We start from the raw sequence: 19736 nt of genomic DNA, 5'->3' as shown, positions 1-19736 counted from the left end.
CAGTCTTTTGAGTATATCCATTTCTTGAGTTTGGAGTATCTTTATCTTTCTTCTCATACTTTTCATATCCAAGCTCTGTAGAAAGCTCTGCTTCAAGCATTTCTTGGATAGTATCTTTAAAAAGGTTTTTTAATGACGCATAAAGGTCTGGAATAGATTGAATATTGTTTTCACTGATGAAATTTTTTAATTGTTCCTTTGTCAAAATTGACATTTTTAAAAACCTCCTTCTCGGTTTGTTTTATTTTTGAATTCTTACCAAGAAAGAGGTTTTTAATCATTTTACACAAAATTTTTTACAGTCTCATATAGTGCTTAAGATACTTAAAAATTGACTTTGCCGGTTGTAAGCTCAATCAATTGTAGCGCTGTATCTTTTTGATTACAACAGTGTCAGCATTTCTAAAGGCGATTAGTTTATTATCAAGGTACATTATGCTTCCTGGTCCGCTGACAACAGTATTTTCCTTTATACCCTTTAGCTCTTTGCCATTTTGTATCGAATATAGGTTGTCCCCATTTCCTATGACCACATTATCAGGGTTTAACGGTTTTGGTAATGTAATTGTATTCCATAATTTTAAAGGCTTGTCCAGATAACCATAATATATTTTTGTAATTTCTGTGCCGTTTAAACGCCCTAGATATACTCGATCCTTGCTGTCTATGCCTATTAGGGCGTATTTATTGTAACTTAAGTAGGTATCTTCCTTGCCGTCTCTAATGACGTGAATAATGTTGTTGGAGGACTGATACACCAGATTATCGGTTTCCTGGGTCTCGCGCATTTTGATTATTTTTCTTACCGGAGTCCATATCTTTTTTATGGTACCCATTATATTGATTTGGTATAATCTGTCATATCCATCACCGCCGGAAACTTTTATATATATCATGTTTGTTAGAGGTGAAACCTCTATATCCGAAACAGAACTATTGCGTGGTAAGTACGTTATACTGTTTACGGTCTGTTTTTTATTACTATCCAGGTAGTATGCGTTTATTGTTATTTTGTCGCTTAACCTGCGGTGCTCTATTTGAGTATATAATAACCTGTTTCTATCAGGAAGCCACTTATAATAATCTACATTGTCTATGCCGAGCCCATAAGGTTTATTATCCTTTGATGTACTGGATTTGTATATAATGAGATTGTGATTTTTCATATATGCGATATAGCTACCATCATATGATGGCTGTATGTTTGATGTGTTTTTAGGTACTTTAAATGCTATGTTTTTTGGCATCTCTTTTGTTTCTGAGTATACTTTTTCTGACATAAAGGTACTTTTGTCGGCCAAGAAGTAATTATTCACATAATATAAAGAAATTATTTGCAATAAAAGAGATACTCCCGCCCACAGTAAAAGCTTTTTTAAAATTCTCATAGAAATCAGGCATAGAGTCCCGAATCTTTAGTTCTATTCGGGAAGTAAAATGCCTTACCCCCTTTCTTATAAGTCTTTTTCAATATATCTTTGTTATTTAGCGTAGAATATAGTGGGCACCAATCTTTCTCCTAAAGCATCAGATGGATTGTTTATTATTTTACCCTTAAAATACATGGTAGTAGAAGAACCACCGTCCAGGTTTACAGCATTATATGCACCAAACTTTAGCATTATATTCTGCACATCCCTAAGGGTTGCTCCTACGCTTCTGAGAGATCTGCCGTCGATGACCAGGAATATAACCGTTCCATCTTTTCTTTGACCTATAGCAGTTCTCGGAGCTATACCCCAACCTCCGTCACCTTTTTCTATCATGGGTTTGCCGTCGATGACCAGTGCCGGACCAAAACTAACAGCCTCCTTTATTGACAGAAACGGTATATCTTTGTATTTATATTGACCTACAAGCAATTTGCCATCCCCTGTGAACCCTATCAAGCTGACATTATCGTCGGGGTTGGTATCGGTGCTGTAGATTACTTTGTAATCGTGTATTATAATTCCCTGTGGAGCGCCACCTGTTCCTTTCATGCCGCTGTCTACAAATCCGCCCGCATTTATGGCGGCAATGGCATGGTTTCTTCTGGCAATAGAACTGGTGGTTTCGCCTTTTTTAGGTATATAATAAGAGTATCCCACGTATATTCTTGTGGGATCATGTATTAGTAACAGCTTACCTTTAAAATGCGCTCCGCTTACATTATACAACTCAATAGAGTTATCGTGGTTGTTTTTAAAGTTTATAAGGTTTTTATTACTGGCACCAGACTTTATGCTGCTGGAATTTTTCTTCATTATCTTGTCTATGACGTCTTTTGGTAAAAAAAGGGTAGCCAGGTATTGATGCTTAAATGTAGTCATTGCCGTGGTTACCAGAGTATTGCGCACGTTAGTAAAAGGGCCATAAAAGATCATGTAAGGTAGGGTAACCAGAGTAAAAAGAATTTCAAAGACCATAAATATCACTATTTTTTTAAATGTCGTCCTGTTTCCCATGAATATCTCTCCAATTATGATCTACAAAATTTTGTGGACATGCCTAATAAGGTGATTAAAACGAATCTTTAAACGGTCTTTGTAAGAGGTATCTCCCATAATGGCTTTAAATTCATCAAAAGATACGGCAGGTGTAATGATATGCCTTCTCAACATATATGGGTTATCTCCCGGCATCACGTCTCCTTCTTTTGTAGTAAAAGCCATTCTTATGCCGACCTTCTTTAAAGCGCGTATAACTTTATCGCTGTAACCTCCAAAAGGATAAGCAAAATACGGTTCATAATTAAATTGTGACAAAAAGTCTTTTTCTATTTCCAGGTCATTAACTATTTGGTCTTCTCCTACTACAGCGAGTGCTGGTTTATGGCCAATGGTGCGGTGTAGATTAAAGGTATGAGAACTGAAAGAAAAAACATCTTCGCTGTTTTTCATTTCGCTATATGTCAAAAAGGGAAATGGTCCTTTACTTTTAACGCCGTCTTGCCTTATATACTTGCCTATTATAAAAATAGTAGCTTTAAAGTGATATTTTTTCAAAATAGGGTATGCTAATTTGTAGTCACTTTCGTAACCATCATCCATGGTGATTGCTACACTTTTGAGAGGTAAGAGGGATTTGTGTTTAACAAAATTTTCTAACTCAGGCAAAGTAATAGTTTTGTACCCATTTTGATATAAGTATCTCATTTCCTCATCAAAAAGCTCAATAGGCAATACGCTATCGTTCCTTGCATATTTGTGCTCCTGGTTGCCCAGGACAAAGTCGTGGTAAGTTAAAACGGGGACCCTTGTAGCGTATGACTCTGGTTTGTGTAATGGTACCTTTTTAATCTGTTTTATAGGTCGCACAAAACTTTTTGTGCCCATTAGTATAAAGAGAGCAATGATCGCTAATGAAGCAATTTTTTTGAATTTAACCATAATTATATAACCACCTTTAAAATTCAGGTATAATAATCTCGAAATATATTATACAATTGAACATGGAGAGGGTACAATTACCTAAATATTAATTTTTCATTAATTTTGATTTTAATACAAAAATTTATTGACGATTGGCCCAAAAGTTGAGTAAAGGGGAGAAAATATATATGGCATATATATCAAATCCTAATTTGCCTCAAGGGAAGGTAAAATTAGCTGTAATTGACGGAAGAGCAAAAAACATAGGTATGGCATTGGAGAAAATGGGTATTGATGTTATATATACAGTAAGGCATCCAATTCTGTATAATGCAGTATCATATCATCCCGATATGATATTACATCATCTTGGAGGAGAAGATATTGTTGTTGCTCCAGACGTGGATAAGAATTTTTTATGGCAGCTGGAGGGTTATGGATTTAATATCATTAAAGGAGAAACACCTTTATATAGAAACTATCCCGGTGATATAGCATATAATGTAGCGAGAATTGGGGATGTGGCTTTTCATAATATAAGATATACAGATAAAGTTTTATTAAATGAATTAAAAAAACGAGGTGTTAAACTTATCGATATAAAGCAAGGCTATGCAAAGTGTTCGATATGCATTGTGAATGAAAAGGCTATTATTACCCAAGATGTGGGTATTGCTAATAAAGCAAGAGAACATGGTATAGAGGCTTTGTTGGTACCACCGGGAAATATAAAGCTGCATGAATTGAATTATGGATTTATTGGAGGAGCCACTGGTCTTATATCAAAAAGTGAATTGGCTGTTGCTGGAAATATACAGTTTTATAAATATAAAGATGAAATTTTAGATTATCTAGATAATAACGGCATAAGTGTCGTGAATCTGGTTTGCGATGAAATAACAGACATAGGTTCTATTATTCCACTAATGGAATGGCCATAGAGAAGAGAATATAAAGGATTCTCAAACACATACTAATCATGAAAGGAAGTGATAGAGATTGTATAATGTTTTGACCGTGACGATTTCTAAAGACGCTTTGCCTGTTATAGATAGCTTTGTAGCAGAGATGGATATGTTAAAGAAAAGAGGACTTAATATGGATTATACCAAGACTGAGGTTGGTGAAAATGTACTATTTGAGTGCCAATTAAAAGAAAAAAGTGATTACAAATATGATATACTAAAACAGTACATGGCTAATATATTAGCAGATATAATTATGAAGCATTGGGAGATAAAATTTATTGATAGAATAATCTATAAGAATTATAATTATTTCTCATCGGAAGAAAGATTTAATATATTAAAGAACGTGTACAATATATTAAATGAAGATGACGTTGATTTTTATTGGATCAGCAAAAAAGCTCAGATTGTAAATGCTATGCTGGAATATCTCAAGACCAATGATATATTGAATTTAGAGGGTTTCATTAATTTTAGGCTCAAAGATTATATAAATGGTCTTTATGATGTTGTAGATAAGGCTGTTGACGATTATCTGGTAGAAAAGGAATATAATGAGTTTATTAAAATATTAAAATATTTTGCAGAATTACAGGAACCACAATATGATGCCGTACATGTTTTAGTCAGTGATGATATGCACTATGTGTTGCTTGATAATAGCTATAAAGAAATTCACGACAGTTTGATAGAAAGCCGTGGCTATCTGGACAGAGAATCAAACGGCGAAGATGTACTTATAAGCTCGCTGATAACTATAGCACCGGGTAAAATATATTTTCATTGTTCAGAAACGTTTAATAACCATAATTTTATGAACACGTTAAAGAATATTTTTAGCAATAAGATAAACATCTGCACCGGCTGTGATATATGCAAAGAGGCTAATAACATATGTAAAAAATAATTTCAGTCATATTGGCTGAAGTTTTTTTATATGGTATACTTAATACTGAGGTGCAAAATTTATGACAATATATCAGATAATTTTTATGACAGTGATAGGTGCATTAATAGGGTGGTTCACTAATTATCTTGCTATTGAGATGCTTTTTCGACCTTTGAGACCGGTAACAATTCCGCTTCTTAACTATCAGGTAATAGGTTTAATACCTAAAAGGAGGGCAGAGCTGGCAAAAAAAATTGGTGAGGTAGTGCAGGAGGAATTGGTTTCTATTGAAGAGATTCTGGACAAGTTTATTGAAAATCAGCAAAGAGATGAGATCATAAGGCAGATTAAATTTAAGATATCCAGGATTGTTTCAGAGAAGTTGCCAGGTATATTGTCGGCTTTTAAGCCGATGGTATTAAGATACATCGATGATATTGTAGATGCTGAATTTGATAAATTTATAGATGATTTAAATGAGAATTTCTTTAAGAAAATAGGGCAGGGTATAAATGTAGCAAGTATGGTTGAAGAAAAGATAAACCAATTTGATATAAAGAAGTTGGAAGAGCTTATAATAAAAGTAGCAAATAAAGAGTTAAAAGGTATAATTATACTGGGCGGTATACTTGGACTTATCATAGGATTTATACAGGCTGTAATAGTAAGCTATTTTTAAAGTGTTGCTTTTATTGTATAAATGCTTTATAATTATGTTATGAAATTTACATTGAAAAGCAATGATGGGGAGAGTAGCGCATCGCAGGTCTAAAGAGAGGAAAAGTCGAGGGCTGAAAGCTTTTCTAGACATCGGATGCGTGAAAGACCACCCCTGAGCTGCAGGCTGAAGTATGTAGTAAGCTGCGCCGGTGATGCCGTTATAATCTTTGAGTACCAATTAGGGTGGAACCACGGGCCCTCTCGTCCCTTTGAGGACGGGAGGGTTTTTTAATAAATTGCGATAGGAGGTATGTTTTGATGATCAATGTTAGACTTAAAGATGGGTCGGTAAGGCAATTTGACAATGGCGTAACGCTTAAAGATATTGCCTTATCTATAAGTCCAGCTTTAGCCAAAAAAGTTTTAGGGGCAAGGGTTAATGGAATTGTCAAGGATTTGTCTACTCCATTAAATGAAGATACGACGGTGGAATTTTTGACCTTTGATGACCAGGAAGGGATGGACATTTTTAGGCATACATCCTCACATATACTGGCGCAGGCCGTAAAGCGGATATTTCCTGAGGCTAAACTGGCTATAGGGCCTGCTATAGAAAACGGATTTTACTATGATTTTGATATCGATCATGCTTTTACGCCTGATGACTTTCAAAGGCTTGAAGAGGAGATGCATAAGATCATAAAAGAGGATTACAAAATCGAGAGGTTTGAATTAAGCCGCTCTGAAGCCATTGCGCTTATGAAAAGTAGGAATGAGCCATATAAGGTAGAACTGATAGAAAACCTCCCTGAAGATGCTACGATTTCTTTTTACAAACAAGGAGAATTTGTGGATTTGTGTGCAGGGCCACACTTGCCGTCAACGGGTTATGTAAAGGCTATAAAGCTCTTATCAGTAGCGGGAGCTTACTGGAGGGGCGATGAGCGCAACAAAATGCTTCAGAGGATATATGGCACATCCTTTGACAAAAAGTCAAAACTGGATGAATACCTGAATATGCTGGAAGAGGCGAAGAAGAGAGACCACAGAAAATTGGGAAAAGAACTGGATCTCTTTAGTATACAAGAAGAGGGGCCAGGCTTTCCATTTTTACATCCAAAAGGTATGATTATACGGAACATACTCGAGGATTTTTGGAGGCGTGAACACGTAAAAAGAGGTTATCTTGAGATAAAAACGCCGATTATCCTCAACGAAGAGCTCTGGCACAGGTCGGGGCATTGGGACCATTATAAAGAAAATATGTACTTTACTAAAATAGACGGTCAGAACTACGCTATAAAGCCGATGAATTGCCCTGGTGCCATGCTCGTCTATAAGACGTCTATGCACAGCTACAGGGATTTGCCTTTGAGGTTGTGCGAGCTTGGCATTGTGCATAGGCATGAAAAATCAGGAGTTTTACATGGATTGATGAGAGTAAGATATTTTACACAGGACGATGCCCATATATTCATGATGCCAGATCAGGTAAAGAGTGAGATTATTGGCGTCATAGATTTCGTTGATTATGTTTACTCGCTCTTTGGATTCAATTATAATGTGGAACTCTCTACAAGGCCAGAGAATTCCATGGGTACGGATGAACAGTGGGAGATGGCTACAAATGCGCTGATAGATGCTTTGAATGCAAAGGGCATACCTTTTAAAGTAAATGAAGGCGATGGAGCCTTTTATGGTCCTAAGATTGACTTTCATTTAAAAGATAGTATAGGGAGAACATGGCAATGCGGCACGATACAGCTGGATTTTCAGATGCCCGAACGTTTTGACCTTACGTATATAGGGCAGGATGGCGAAAAGCACAGGCCTGTAATGCTCCACAGGGTTATTTACGGCAGCATTGAAAGATTTATAGGAATACTTACAGAGCACTACGCTGGTGCATTTCCTACATGGCTTGCCCCTGTACAAGTGAGGATACTGCCTATAGCTGACAGGCACTTTGAATATGCTGAAAAGGTGAATGATACACTTAAAGGAATGGACGTAAGGGTTGAAACTGATAAGCGAAATGAAAAGATAGGCTATAAGATACGGGAAGCTCAGATTCAGAAAATACCGTACATGCTCATAATAGGCGATAACGAGGTCGAAAACGGTACAATTTCTGTAAGGTCTAGAAAAGAAGGAGACATTGGCTCGATGGCGTTGGATGATTTTATCGCAAAAATAAAGGATGAAATAACCAAAAAAATCTGATGTTTTTTTGCAAAAGGCCTGGTAATAGATTGCCAGGCTTTTTCTGGTTTATGCTACAAATATGTTACAACTAAAATAAATAAAAACGTATTCAAAATTTTAGTTATAACGTCAATATTAAATTTATATAAAAAATAATAAAATTATACTAAAACAACTGATATCGAAAAAGAGGAAAGGGGGAAAGTGGATGGCAAGCGTTGTATTAAAAGGTGTGACGAAGGTATATCAGGGTGGTGTTGTGGCTGTAAAGGATTTTAACCTGGACATAGCTGATAGGGAATTTATCGTCCTGGTTGGCCCATCGGGTTGTGGCAAATCGACCACCTTGAGAATGGTTGCAGGCCTTGAAGAGATAACTGAAGGGGAATTGTACATAGGCGATAGACTGGTAAATGATGTGCCGCCTAAAGATAGGGATATAGCGATGGTATTCCAGAACTACGCATTATATCCCCATATGACTGTGTATGATAACATGGCCTTTGGCCTCAAGCTGAGAAAGATGCCCAGGGCAGAAATTGATAAGAGGGTAAAAGAAGCAGCCAGAATATTGGACATAGAGCACTTACTGGATAGAAAACCCAAGGCCTTATCAGGAGGACAACGGCAGAGGGTCGCTCTGGGACGTGCAATTGTAAGAGAACCCAAAGTATTTTTGATGGATGAGCCCTTGTCAAATCTTGATGCCAAGTTGAGAGTTCAGATGAGGACAGAGCTTAGCAAATTGCATGAGAGATTGCAGACGACGTTTATTTATGTCACCCACGATCAAACTGAGGCTATGACCATGGGTGACAGAATCGTCGTGATGAAAGATGGCGTGATTCAGCAGGTTGCAGGCCCACAGGAATTGTACGACTATCCAGTAAATAAGTTTGTGGCAGGTTTTATAGGAAGCCCTGAGATGAACTTTATTGACGCCAGATTAGTAGAAAAAGACGGTGCTATTTACGCTGAATTTGCTGGATTTTCCATAAAAATACCTGATGGCAAAGTTAAAAAATTAAAAGATAAATCGTATATTGGAAAAGAAGTGACGTTAGGCATAAGGCCTGAGGATATACACGATGAAGAGATGTTCCTGGAAGCATATCCTGAGGCCGCTATAGATGCAAAGGTTGAGGTCGTGGAATTGATGGGAGCTGAGACATTCCTGTACTTAAACGTAAAAGGCCATCAGCTGACAGCCAGGGTTGATCCCAGGAGCAGCGCCAGAGAGGGAGATTTGATTAAAGTTGGTTTTGACGTGAACAAAATTCACCTCTTCGACAAAGAAACCGAGCAGACAATACTAAATAAATAGAAAAAAGGTACACGAAAACATCGTGTACCTTTTTATTTGCCCGGGCAAGGGTTACAAATGGTTGCCGATGTAGACAAAAGATGAAAGCTGGTTGCTTTTTATAGCGGATTTGCTATAATGTTTTTGAAAACCTCCGGTTTTTTAGCTGGGGAAAAGTTAAACGTTTTTTAATTTTGTATTCATATTATTTTTGAAAGGGTGGTTATATGTCGGATAAAAAGTACATAGTTGGTGTTGATCTTGGAGGTACTAAATTAAGCACTGTTATTATAAATAAGAGCGGTGAGATACTGGCAAGAGCAAATGTGCCTACAGATGCACAAAAGGGACCTGATGCGGTAATACAAAAAATAAAGGATACCATACACCAGGTCATGGATGAGGTAGGAGCAACCGTGGATGATTTAGAAGGAATCGGAATAGGTTCTCCGGGCCCACTGGATGCTGAGACCGGGGTTATAAAATTTACTCCCAATCTTCCTGGATGGATAAATATACCGTTGAAGGATAAAGTACAGGAGGAATTCAATGTTCCTATAAAGGTGGATAATGATGCTAATGCTGCTGCTGTTGGAGAAGGGACCTTTGGTGCAGGTAAGGGTGTGAAGAACTTTGTGTATATCACTGTAAGTACGGGTATTGGCGGAGGAGCTTTTATTGAAGGCAAGCTGTTCCACGGTGAGAACTCTAATGGAGCTGAACTGGGTCATACGACTATAGATATGCACGGACCTCAGTGTGGTTGTGGCAATTATGGCTGCTGGGAGGCTTTAGCATCGGGTACTGCTTTTACAAAATTTGCAATTGATGGCCTTAAACATGGTAGAAGAAAATCTTTGATACTGGATATGGTAAACGGTGATCTGGAGAAAATCGATGCGAAGATCGTTTTTGATGCAGCAAGAAAAGGGGATGAGTATGCTCTTGAAATGGTGGAACGAGAAGCAGAGCTTTTAGGCGTGGGCATTTCTAATATAATAAATAATTTCAATCCACGCCGCATCATAATAGGTGGAGGTATGTCCAACGATCTGGATATGATGTACGACAGGATAATGAAAGAGATCGACAAAAGAGCATTAAAGGCCAATGCTGAAGTGGTGGAGATAGTCAGGGCAAAGCTGGGGAAAGATGCTGGTGTACTTGGTGCAGCGGCTTTGATTTTGAATCAATAAAGGACAAGAAATGGTACAAGGCTAGAAAAGAGCGGATTGCCCGCTCTTTTTTTGCGCGATTACTTTCAATGAGGAAGAAAAAATCAATATATGATATAATAAATCGATGAGGTGATGAGAATGGAACACGGAGGCAATATCTACAAAGCTGCAGAGCAATACGGAATAAATATAGATGCTATAATAGACTACAGTGACAATGTCAACCCATTGGGGGTGCCATACAGTGCAAAACAGGAAATTATTAAAAATATAGATGCACTTTCTCATTATCCCGATCCAGAATACCGTGAACTGCGAATGGCTATATCTGAATATACGGGAGTGGACTATAAAAACATCATAGTGGGAAATGGTGCTACAGAACTCATATCACTTTTTATAAAGGTTTTAAAACCTCGAAAGGCTCTTGTAGTTATGCCTGCCTATTCAGAATACGAAAGGGAACTGGTTATTAATGGAGCTATGGTTGACCATTATGTTTTAAAGCGTGAAGTTAATTATAAGGGAGATATAAATGAGCTGTGCTCTATGGTACAAGGAAAAGATATTATTGTGGTATGTAACCCTGATAATCCTACAGGAACAGCTTTCACTGTACAGGAGATAAACAAACTGGCAAAAGTTGCTATGGAATATGGTGCATTTTTGATGGTTGATGAAACTTATGTTGAATTTACTGATGACATAAGTTTATTTTCATCTTCCAGTATTATAAATAAATATTCGAATTTGTTCATAATAAGGGGTTTTTCTAAGTATTTTGGTATTCCGGGCTTAAGAATAGGATATGGCTTGACATCAAATCTAAACCTCATTGAGAATATAAATGATAAAAAAGATCCCTGGTCTGTGAATCTGTTGGCAGATATGGCTGCAAGAGCTGTGTTACGGGATGAGGACTATATAAGGCGGTCACGGGATTTTATGTACACCGAAAGGAGATTTATGGCAGCAGAGCTAAAGAAGATTGGGAACTTAAAGGTATATGATTCTGTGTGCAATTTCTTTTTATGTGAGATATTAAGCAACATTTCTGCCAGAGAAATTACAGAAAATGCCATAAAAAAAGGTATGCTCATAAGGGATGCATCGACATTTAAGTACCTAAATAATAGGCAATTTAGAGTATGTATAAAGCTCAGAAATGAGAATCAAATGCTTTTAAATTTTCTTAAAAGTGTATTATGATGGGACTTTGAGTTTTGCTGAACACAATTGTTTCTCTCCTTGCATATTATGTAAAAGACCATTATCGATTTACCATTTATATAAGGAGGGAAACATATGACAGAATATTACGACTTTATCTCAAAGGTGTATTATGCCTTGATAGATGAGGCTAAGGCCATAAAATCTTATAATGTGTTGCTTAAAATGGCTCCTGAAGAGGACATAGAGATAATAAAATCTATAATAGAAGATGAGGAAAAACACTACAGGTATTTTTTAAGCATGTATATGAGTATGACTTATCAGGCGCCGCCTATGTTTGAAATAGAAGTGCATCTGGCCGATGAATACGCTGATGCTTTAGAAGATGCTCTAAATGATGAGCTTGGTGCGGCCAAGTACTATATGCAAATACTGCTTTTAGCGCCTAACATGTACTATAAAGAACGGATACATTCCATAATCGTTGATGAACAGATTCATGCTACAAAATTAGAACACGTTTATGTAAAAGAAGATTAACGATTGTTGCATTATTATTTTAACTATGCTATAATAACCAGTAGAAGCTGGAAGAGAGTGGGTAGAACCCACTCTTTCGTGTTATGTGAACAATCGGGAGGATTTATATGTCAAAAATAGAAAGAATAGCAATGGATTTATTAGAGCCTTATATAGAGGATAAAGATATTGAGGTTGTAGATATAGAGTACGTAAAAGAAGGCAAAGATTGGTATTTAAGGGTGTATATTGATAAGCCTGAGGGGATAAGCATAGAAGACTGTGAAGATTTATCCAGATATTTGAGTGATAGACTGGATGAGGTGGATCCCATAAAGCACAAATATATATTGGAAGTATCATCTCCAGGCATTGAAAGGCCTTTGAAAAAACCGAAAGATTATGAACGCTTTAAAGGTGAAAAGATTTACGTGAAATTATATCAGCCTGTAGATGGTAGAAAGGAATTCGTGGGTTTACTCAAAGATTATAGAGATGGGAATGTGTATATAGAGATAGTCCAGGGAGAGATAATGGCAATACCGTTAGAAAAAATTTCATTGGCAAGGTTACATTTCGAATTTTAGACGGAGGTGGGTATTATGGATGGAGAACTTATTGAAGCTCTTAATCAAATAGAAAAGGATAAAGGCGTTAGTAAGGAAATTATTTTGGAAGCTTTGGAAACGGCTCTTATAACGGCCTATAGAAAAAATTATGGGACCGCGCAAAATGCAAAGGTTTATATAAATAAGGAGACGGGTGCTATAAAAGTCATGGCACAAAAGGTGGTGGTACCTGAGGTGCATGACGAAAAAATGGAAATAAGCCTTGAAGATGCCCAGAAGATAAATTCGCTTTATCAACTGGGCGATATAGTGGAAGTTGAGATTACGCCAAAAAAGTTTGGAAGAATTGCGGCTCAGACAGCTAAACAAGTTGTGGTGCAAAAAATAAGAGAAGCAGAAAGAGGCATATTATATGAGGATTTTCTGGCGAAAGAAAATGATATAATTGTAGGTGTTGTGACGAGAGCTGATAAAAAGAATTTGCTTATAGATCTTGGTAGGATGGAAACGACATTGCCTGTTTCAGAGCAGATTCCTGGGGAGAGTTATAAACCTGGTGATAGAATAAAGCTCTATATAGTTGAAGTAAAGAAAACGACAAAAGGTCCTGTTATAATAGCATCTCGTACGCATCCTGGTTTTGTAAAGAGACTTTTTGAACAAGAAGTGCCTGAGATATACGATGGGATTGTAGAAATCAAAAGCATAGCTCGAGAAGCAGGGTCCAGGACCAAGATGGCGGTTTTTTCACATGATGAGAAAGTGGATCCGGTAGGAGCGTGTGTGGGTTTTAAGGGTGCGAGAGTTCAAGCGGTAGTAAACGAATTAAGAGGCGAAAAAATAGATATAGTGAAATGGAGTAAAGATATTGGTGAATTTATATCTAACGCGTTGAGCCCTGCTAATATAGTAAGAGTAGAGATAAATGAAAGCGAGAAAGCAGCCAAGGTATTTGTACCAGAATATCAGTTGTCACTAGCTATTGGGAAAGAAGGTCAGAATGCCAGGCTGGCAGCCAAGCTTACAGGCTGGAAAATAGATATAAATGGTATAGAAACTAAATAGTGTGGTGATGTTAATGGCGGGTGTAAAGAAAATACCTATGAGAAAGTGCCTGGGTTGTATGCAATCAAAGCCCAAGAGAGAATTAATAAGAATAGTGAGAAATGCCAAAACAGGTGTTATACAATTGGATACAACAGGTAAAGTGTCGGGACGTGGCACTTATTTTTGCCCTAATGAGGATTGCTTTAGGAAGGCATTAAATAAAGAAAAATTGGAAAAGGCACTGGATACCCAGGTTACAGAAGATGATATTGAAAGATTGAGAGAGGAATATGATAAAATTGGTAAATAATCAAAGGATTTATTCGTTATTGGGGTTAGCTCAACGAGCAGGTAGGATTAAATCGGGGATATTTTTATCAAGGCAGGCTATATTGAAAAAAAAGGCGAAGATAGTAATAGTTGCGGAAGACGCTGCAAACAACACGGTAAGACAGATAATAACTTTATGTAAGAGGTATGAAATACCTGTATTTGTATATGGCAAAAAAGAAGAGCTAGGCAGCTGTTTGGGCAAGGGTGAGAGATCTGTATTGTGCGTTACTGATAGTGGATTTGCCGAAGCCATATACAAGGCTTTAAAAGGATAACGGAGGTGATGTCATGTCAAAATTGAGGGTGTATGAATTGGCCAGAGAGCTTAATTTATCAAGTAAAGATTTAATTTCCAAATTGACAGATTTAGGCATGAATATTAAAAACCATATGAGTACTTTAGAGGATGAGGAAGTGAATATGATAGTGGAGTTGATGAGGGAACCTGAGATGAAAGAGGATAAGCGAAATGAGAGTGATATGATGATTGATGAACATGATGATAAAGATACGTTATCTATAGATGATGAGTACGAAAGTGAATTTGACGATGATAAAATTAAGCAAAGAAAAGGTTCAAAAAAGAAAAAGAATAAGAAGAGCATTGCTGAAAACAATGCAGTACAACAAGATGCAGTTGTAGATAAAATCGAGTTTGTTGAAGGTATGACTGTCAGGGAATTTGCAGAGTTGATAAAAAAAGCTCCTTCCGAAGTTGTGAGAGATCTTCTTTTTATGAAATATATGTTAAAAATTAACGATGTATTGCCATTTGAAGTAGCGCAAAAACTGGCTGATAAATATGGAATTAACATCGAAAAAAAAGTTGAAAACAAAGGAGAACTTCCTGAAGAAGAAAAGGATGATCCTGCAAGCCTCAAACCGAGGCCACCTATTGTTACAGTGATGGGTCATGTTGACCACGGAAAAACTTCATTGTTAGATGCTATAAGGAATACCAACGTGACTGCGAAGGAAGTAGGTGGAATTACACAGCATATTGGCGCATCTACTGTGGAACTCAACGGCAAGAAGATAGTATTTTTAGATACTCCAGGCCATGAAGCTTTTACATCAATGAGGTCAAGGGGAGCACAGGTAACAGATATAGCGGTTCTGGTAGTAGCAGCTGACGATGGAGTTATGCCGCAAACCATTGAAGCTATAAATCATGCAAAGGCAGCCAAAGTCCCTATAATTGTAGCTATAAACAAGATCGATAAGCCTGAAGCCAATCCTGACAGGGTGAAACAGGAGCTTGCGGAATATGGCCTCATACCTGAGGAATGGGGAGGCGATACGATCTGCATACCTGTTTCGGCGCTGAAAAAACAGGGTATAAATGATCTGCTGGAAATGATATTATTGGTTGCCGAGATGCAAGAGTTGAAAGCTAATCCCGATAAGAAGGCTAGAGGCATTGTTATAGAGGCTCGTCTGGATAAAGGTCGCGGTCCTGTAGCGACGGCTATAGTGCAAAGTGGTACTTTAAGAGTGGGCGATGCCATCATCGTAGGGACAGCTTATGGAAAAGTCCGCGCTATGTTTGACGACAAAGGCAAAAGGTTAAAGGAGGCAGGGCCATCTACTCCTGTGGAGGTAATAGGTCTTTCAGAGGTTCCGGAAGCAGGAGACTTGTTAGTTGTAGTAGATGACGAAAAGAAAGCCAGAGAACTGGCTGAAGCGAGAAAAGAAAAAATGAAAGAGACCCGTTTCGTATCACAGAAGGTGACGTTGGAAGATCTTTTCAACCAGATGCAACAAGGCAATATAAAAGAATTAAATGTAATAATAAAGGCAGACGTGCAGGGTTCTGTTGAAGCGTTAAAGCAGGCAATTTTAAAATTGAGTAGTAATGAGTTAAGAGTCAATGTATTGCATGAGGGCGTAGGTATTATAACAGAAACGGATGTCATGCTAGCTGCGGCGTCTAATGCCATTATAATAGGTTTTAATGTTAGACCGGATTCAAAAGCTAAAGATTTAGCGGAAAGAGAAAAAGTTGATATAAGGCTATATAGGATTATATATGATGTAATAGACGATATCGAAAAGGCTTTAAAAGGCTTGCTTGAACCCGAATACCGTGAAGTATATTTAGGCAGGGCTGAAGTTAGACAGTTATTTAAAGTTTCGGGTTTGGGCACGGTAGCAGGATGTTATGTTTTAGACGGTAAAATCAGCAGAACTTCGTCGGTTAGATTGATAAGAGATGGAGTTGTGGTCTATGAAGGCAAACCAGCCTCATTGAAGAGATTTAAAGATGATGTTAGAGAGGTAGCTGCTGGTTATGAATGCGGTATGATGTTAGATAAGTACAACGATATTAAAGAAGGTGACATCATAGAAGCGTTTATCATAGAGAAAGTACAACAATAAGTGAGGTAATTGCGATGAATTATAGAGTAAATAGGATTTCGGAAGAAATAAAAAAGGTTATAAGTGATCTTATTAAAAATGAATTGAAGGATCCTAGAATTGCTCCACTTACGAGTGTAACTCACGTAGAGGTGTCTCGGGATTTAAGACATGCAAAGGTCTATGTGAGTGTGTATGGTACCGATGATGAAAAAAACAGCACCATAGAGGCGCTAAAAAGGGCGTCTGGGTATTTGCGAAAAGAAGTTGGAAGCAGGATAAAGACTTTTTACACACCTGAAATAGACATAGAGCTGGATAGATCTATAGAAACAGGTATACACATTGCGAAATTGATTGATGATCTAAAAAACGGGGTAGAGAATAATGATGGTAATGAGTGAAATCGTAAAATTATTAAAAAGTGCTAAAAAGGTTTTGATTGTCACCCATGTTTCACCGGATGGAGATGGGATAGGTTCAACATTAGCTCTTTTGCACGGTTTAAACCAATTAGGCATAGAAGGGCATGTAGTGATAGATGATGAGGTACCTGAGGGGTTTGCTTTTTTGCCTCAAAGTGGTAAGATTCTCAGGTACCCTCATGAAATGGATGGCTATTATGATGTCGCTGTAGCTATTGATTGTAGTGACGAAGAAAGAATGGGCAATGTTAAGGAATTGTATATGAGATTGCCAGTGAAGATAAACATAGATCATCACATAAGCAATACCATGTATGCGGATTATAACGTGGTTGATTCCAATGCGGGTGCTTCGGCTGAATTAGTATATCAATTACTGAAACTTTTGGGTGTGGAATTTGATAGCGATATTTCTACGTGCCTTTATTGTAGCTTGGCTACAGATACAGGAAGGTTTATGTACAGTAATACAACGAGCATAACCCATGAAATAGCGGGTGACTTATTAAACAATGGAGCAGATCTTAGAAAAATTGCCGAAGAAATTTTCGAAAAGAAAACATTGAATCAGGTATTGCTGATTGGTAAAGCAATAAGTACTTTAAATGTAGTAGAAGATGGGACTATTGCCTACATCACCGTTACAAAAGCTATGCTGGACGAATGCGGCGCAAGACCTGGCGATACAGAAGGATTGGTATATTATCCAAAATCAATAGATGGTGTAGAGATTGGGCTTTTATTTAAGGAAGAGGATGACAGGATAAAAGTAAGTTTTAGATCAAAAAAAGTAGATGTAAGCAAAATAGCTGCCATTTTTGGCGGAGGGGGACATGTTTTAGCGTCAGGTTGTTTTCTAGAAATGCCAATGAGTGAAGCTGTAGAAAAGGTGGTGCAGGCATGCGCCAGAGCTGTTAAAGATGTCCATTAGGTGGGGATGTTAGTGGATGGATTTTTCAACGTGTACAAGCCGTTAGGTATGACTTCTTTTGAGGTAGTTGATATTATAAAGAGGCAGTTTAAGGTAAAGGCCGGGCATCTAGGCACATTGGATCCTGGAGCAACAGGTGTTTTGCCTATAGCTGTAAATGCAGCTACAAAAGCTATAAGACATATAGAGCAAGATGATAAAGAGTATGTGGCTACTTTGGTATTGGGAATAGCTACTGATACGCAGGACAGATATGGTAACATCATAGATATGAAGCCGGTACCTGATTTCAGCTTAAATGTAATTGAAGATACATTAAAGCGCTTTAAAGGCGAAATCACACAGATACCACCAATGTACTCGGCTAAAAAGGTAAAAGGCAGAAAGTTGTATGAGATGGCCAGATCGGGTCTTATTGTAGATAGAGAACCAATAAGAGTTACCATATATGATATAATCCTATTAGACTATCAAAAACCTCATTTGATAAAAATAAAAGTCAGATGTTCAAAAGGTACGTATATAAGAACGCTTTGCCAGGATATAGCATCATCGTTAAATACCTGTGGACACATGGTTTCATTGGAAAGGGTAAAAGCGGGGGTATTTGAATCAGATGAATCTATTGCGGTTGATTGCATAAGAGCAGAAAATTTATTGCCTATTGATTACCCATTTAGATCTTTTAAAAAGGTTGTAGTTTCAGGTGAGGATATAAAAAGGGTTTTAAATGGTGGTAAAATTAATGTTGGGTCTTGTAAAGACGTAGGAAAAGTCTGCATATATTCAGATAAAGGGACTTTTTTGGCAGTAGGTCTTGAGTCAAGTGGTTTTGTAAAAGTGCTAAATGTATTTGCATCGAGGGGATAAAATATGGAAATTATCAATGATATAACAGATATAGAATTAAGTAATACAGCTGTTACGATAGGCAACTTTGATGGAGTACACGTGGGACATCAAAAGTTGATAGAGTATATGAATGATATCGCATTTAAGAAAAACCTTCATAAGGTTATATTTACCTTCAAACATCATACTTCGAGGATTCTCGATCCTGATAAAGACTATTGTTTTTTGATGAACTATGATGAAAAAATTGATGTTTTAAAGAGTTTTAATCCTGACTATATTATGGCCTTAGATTTTACAGAGGATTTTTCTCGGATGAGTTACGTCGATTTTATAGAGAACATTTTATTAAAAAAGCTTGGATGCAAGGTGCTGGTTGTAGGAGAAGATTTTAAGTTGGGTTATAATGGTTTGGGCAATACAGCCAGGCTTGCTGAAATTTGCAACATACATGATATTATATTAAAAGTGATTCCTCACAGCAAGTTGTATGGCAATACTATAAGTAGCACTTATATAAGAAAGCTTATAGCAGAAGGCAAGGTTGATGTGATATTAGATTATCTTGGGAGATATTATGGGATAAATGGAACTGTTGTACATGGGAAGCAGCTGGGACGAACTATTGGTTTTCCTACTATAAATTTGAGCTATGAAGGCAACCTATGTTTACCTAAAAATGGGGTCTATGTAACATATACGCTTGTTTTTGGTAAATGGTATTTGAGCATTACTAATATCGGGATAAAGCCAACAGTTAAAAACGATAATAAGGTGTCAATTGAGAGCCATTTGATAGGCTTTGATGGAGAATTATACGGAGAAACCGTGAGGACAGCTTTTGTTAAGCATATGAGGGATGAGAAAAGATTTGGTGATATAAGAGAGTTGAGACAGCAGTTAATTAGAGATGTGGAGTACGCCTTAAATTACAATAAATTATTTTACAATTGTCATGCTTTATGGTAAAATA

General features: G+C 37.2%; 21 protein-coding genes and 1 other annotated feature. Of the genes, 17 read left to right on the top strand and 4 right to left on the bottom strand.

The annotated features are described in order from the left end of the window. The 4 genes from BUB87_RS04465 to BUB87_RS04450 all read right to left on the bottom strand — a co-directional run. The coding region (locus tag BUB87_RS04465; RefSeq protein WP_073342111.1) for a transposase at positions 1-214 on the bottom strand (214 nt) is incomplete at its 3' end. Between the two features lie 142 nt (positions 215-356). Then, positions 357-1280, bottom strand: coding sequence for a hypothetical protein (locus BUB87_RS04460; RefSeq protein WP_143156608.1), 924 nt, complete (start codon positions 1278-1280; stop codon positions 357-359). 201 nt (positions 1281-1481) lie between these two features. Next, a complete protein-coding gene (locus tag BUB87_RS04455; protein ID WP_073342107.1) occupies positions 1482-2447 on the bottom strand; it encodes a phosphodiester glycosidase family protein in 966 nt (321 codons plus the stop codon). A 21-nt stretch (positions 2448-2468) separates the two neighbouring features. After that, positions 2469-3371 carry a polysaccharide deacetylase family protein gene (locus BUB87_RS04450; protein ID WP_073342105.1) on the bottom strand — a complete coding sequence of 301 codons (903 nt, stop codon included), beginning with the start codon at positions 3369-3371 and terminating at the stop codon, positions 2469-2471. Positions 3372-3541: 170 nt separating this feature from the next. Between BUB87_RS04450 and BUB87_RS04445 the strand changes: the two genes are divergently transcribed. The 17 genes from BUB87_RS04445 to BUB87_RS04365 all read left to right on the top strand — a co-directional run bounded on the left by BUB87_RS04445 (position 3542) and on the right by BUB87_RS04365 (position 19732). Continuing rightward, positions 3542-4294, top strand: coding sequence for a DUF6873 family GME fold protein (locus tag BUB87_RS04445; RefSeq protein ID WP_073342103.1), 753 nt, complete (start codon positions 3542-3544; stop codon positions 4292-4294). A gap of 58 nt (positions 4295-4352) precedes the next feature. Then, a complete protein-coding gene (ytxC, locus tag BUB87_RS04440) occupies positions 4353-5228 on the top strand; it encodes a putative sporulation protein YtxC (RefSeq protein ID WP_073342101.1) in 876 nt (291 codons plus the stop codon). Between the two features lie 61 nt (positions 5229-5289). Next, on the top strand, positions 5290-5889 hold the full coding sequence (locus tag BUB87_RS04435) for a DUF445 domain-containing protein (RefSeq protein WP_073342099.1): 600 nt from the start codon (positions 5290-5292) through the stop codon (positions 5887-5889). Between the two features lie 52 nt (positions 5890-5941). After that, positions 5942-6142, top strand: a binding site (T-box leader). 49 nt (positions 6143-6191) lie between these two features. Next, complete coding sequence (gene thrS / locus BUB87_RS04430) at positions 6192-8093, top strand: threonine--tRNA ligase (RefSeq protein ID WP_073342124.1); 1902 nt, start codon at positions 6192-6194, stop codon at positions 8091-8093. 190 nt (positions 8094-8283) lie between these two features. After that, positions 8284-9399 carry an ABC transporter ATP-binding protein gene (locus tag BUB87_RS04425; RefSeq protein WP_073342097.1) on the top strand — a complete coding sequence of 372 codons (1116 nt, stop codon included), beginning with the start codon at positions 8284-8286 and terminating at the stop codon, positions 9397-9399. Positions 9400-9605: 206 nt separating this feature from the next. Next, positions 9606-10574 carry an ROK family protein gene (locus tag BUB87_RS04420; protein ID WP_073342095.1) on the top strand — a complete coding sequence of 323 codons (969 nt, stop codon included), beginning with the start codon at positions 9606-9608 and terminating at the stop codon, positions 10572-10574. Between the two features lie 114 nt (positions 10575-10688). Beyond that, a complete protein-coding gene (cobD, locus tag BUB87_RS04415) occupies positions 10689-11765 on the top strand; it encodes a threonine-phosphate decarboxylase CobD (RefSeq protein WP_084110883.1) in 1077 nt (358 codons plus the stop codon). A gap of 96 nt (positions 11766-11861) precedes the next feature. Next, complete coding sequence (locus BUB87_RS04410; RefSeq protein WP_073342091.1) at positions 11862-12269, top strand: ferritin-like domain-containing protein; 408 nt, start codon at positions 11862-11864, stop codon at positions 12267-12269. A 107-nt stretch (positions 12270-12376) separates the two neighbouring features. Continuing rightward, entirely contained in the window at positions 12377-12835 is a 459-nt protein-coding gene (rimP, locus tag BUB87_RS04405) for a ribosome maturation factor RimP (RefSeq protein WP_073342085.1), read from the top strand. Between the two features lie 15 nt (positions 12836-12850). Next, entirely contained in the window at positions 12851-13882 is a 1032-nt protein-coding gene (gene nusA, locus BUB87_RS04400) for a transcription termination factor NusA (protein WP_073342084.1), read from the top strand. A gap of 13 nt (positions 13883-13895) precedes the next feature. Beyond that, the gene (rnpM, locus tag BUB87_RS04395) at positions 13896-14174 is read left to right on the top strand and encodes an RNase P modulator RnpM (protein WP_073342082.1); all 279 of its coding nucleotides are present in this window, start codon (positions 13896-13898) and stop codon (positions 14172-14174) included. Further along, on the top strand, positions 14155-14472 hold the full coding sequence (locus BUB87_RS04390) for a L7Ae/L30e/S12e/Gadd45 family ribosomal protein (RefSeq protein WP_073342080.1): 318 nt from the start codon (positions 14155-14157) through the stop codon (positions 14470-14472). The genes rnpM and BUB87_RS04390 overlap by 20 nt, the downstream gene beginning before the upstream one ends. A 13-nt stretch (positions 14473-14485) precedes the next feature. Further along, a complete protein-coding gene (infB, locus tag BUB87_RS04385) occupies positions 14486-16576 on the top strand; it encodes a translation initiation factor IF-2 (protein WP_073342079.1) in 2091 nt (696 codons plus the stop codon). Between the two features lie 14 nt (positions 16577-16590). Next, positions 16591-16959 carry a 30S ribosome-binding factor RbfA gene (gene rbfA, locus BUB87_RS04380; RefSeq protein WP_073342077.1) on the top strand — a complete coding sequence of 123 codons (369 nt, stop codon included), beginning with the start codon at positions 16591-16593 and terminating at the stop codon, positions 16957-16959. Next, the gene (locus BUB87_RS04375; protein WP_084110880.1) at positions 16943-17911 is read left to right on the top strand and encodes a DHH family phosphoesterase; all 969 of its coding nucleotides are present in this window, start codon (positions 16943-16945) and stop codon (positions 17909-17911) included. Before rbfA ends, BUB87_RS04375 begins: the two co-directional genes overlap by 17 nt. Before the next feature lie 6 nt (positions 17912-17917). Further along, positions 17918-18781, top strand: coding sequence for a tRNA pseudouridine(55) synthase TruB (gene truB, locus BUB87_RS04370; RefSeq protein ID WP_084110878.1), 864 nt, complete (start codon positions 17918-17920; stop codon positions 18779-18781). A gap of 3 nt (positions 18782-18784) precedes the next feature. Further along, on the top strand, positions 18785-19732 hold the full coding sequence (locus BUB87_RS04365; RefSeq protein ID WP_073342073.1) for a bifunctional riboflavin kinase/FAD synthetase: 948 nt from the start codon (positions 18785-18787) through the stop codon (positions 19730-19732). Positions 19733-19736: the final 4 nt, after the last annotated feature.

This window comes from Caldanaerobius fijiensis DSM 17918 (assembly GCF_900129075.1).
GTDB classification, from domain to species: domain Bacteria; phylum Bacillota; class Thermoanaerobacteria; order Thermoanaerobacterales; family Caldanaerobiaceae; genus Caldanaerobius; species Caldanaerobius fijiensis.
This window is presented reverse-complemented; position numbering and strand designations above follow the sequence as displayed.